Source organism: Bradyrhizobium genomosp. III, assembly GCF_000261705.1.
GTDB lineage: Bacteria > Pseudomonadota > Alphaproteobacteria > Rhizobiales > Xanthobacteraceae > Bradyrhizobium > Bradyrhizobium ottawaense.
In genome coordinates this window covers 1-1065 of sequence record NZ_AJQF01000572.1, presented here as the reverse complement: position 1 = coordinate 1065, position 1065 = coordinate 1, and the positions used below count along the sequence as shown (strand labels likewise).

The 1065-nt window shown below is 65.8% G+C and carries 1 protein-coding gene; it reads left to right on the top strand.

The window, feature by feature from the left end:
• Positions 1-1065 (top strand): response regulator (locus IC66_RS0142145; RefSeq protein ID WP_038951356.1); only part of this gene is annotated, 1065 nt, incomplete at both ends.

Genomic DNA, 1065 nt, shown 5'->3' with positions numbered 1-1065 from the left:
TCCGTCTGCGCAACAAGCTGCTGCCGCTGATCCATTTGAAGAAGCTGCTCAAGATCGACGACGGCGCCGCGTCCGATCCCGAGAACGGCTTCATCGTGGTCACGCAAGTCGGCAGCCAGACCTTCGGCATCGTCGTCGACGGCGTGTTCCACACCGAAGAAATCGTCGTGAAGCCGATGTCGACCAAGCTGCGTCACATCGACATGTTCTCCGGCAACACCATCCTGGGCGATGGCGCGGTGATCATGATCATCGACCCCAACGGTATTGCCAAGGCGCTCGGCGCCGCCGGCTCCTCGGCCCATGACATGGGCGACGAGAACGGCGCGCATCACATCGGAAGCGGCGAGCAGACCACTTCGCTGCTGGTGTTCCGCGCCGGCTCGTCGCAGCCCAAGGCGGTCCCGCTTGGCCTCGTCACGCGCCTGGAAGAGCTGCCCGCCGACAAGATCGAGTTCTCGAACGGCCGCTACATGGTGCAATACCGCGAGCAGCTGATGCCGCTCGTCGCCATGGAGAGCGTCACCATTGCCAGCCAGGGCGCCCAGCCGATCCTGGTGTTCGCCGATGACGGCCGCTCCATGGGCCTCGTCGTCGACGAGATCATCGACATCGTCGAGGAACGGCTCAACATCGAGGTCGGCGGCTCCGCCTCCGGCATCCTCGGCTCGGCCGTGATCAAGGGCCAGGCCACCGAGGTGATCGACGTCGGCCACTTCCTCCCGATGGCGTTCGCCGACTGGTTCACCCGCAAGGAGATGAAGCCGTCGATGCACTCGCAGTCGGTGCTGCTGGTCGACGACAGCGCCTTCTTCCGCAACATGCTGGCGCCCGTGCTCAAGGCGGCCGGCTACCGCGTCCGCACCGCGCCGACCGCGCAGGAGGGCCTCGCGGCACTGCGGGCGCAGAGCTTCGACGTGGTCCTGACCGACATCGAGATGCCCGACATGAACGGGTTCGAGTTCGCGGAAGTTATCCGCTCCGACAACAATCTGGGCTCGATGCCGATCATCGGCCTGTCCGCGCTGGTGTCGCCGGCGGCGATCGAGCGCGGCCGTCAGGCCG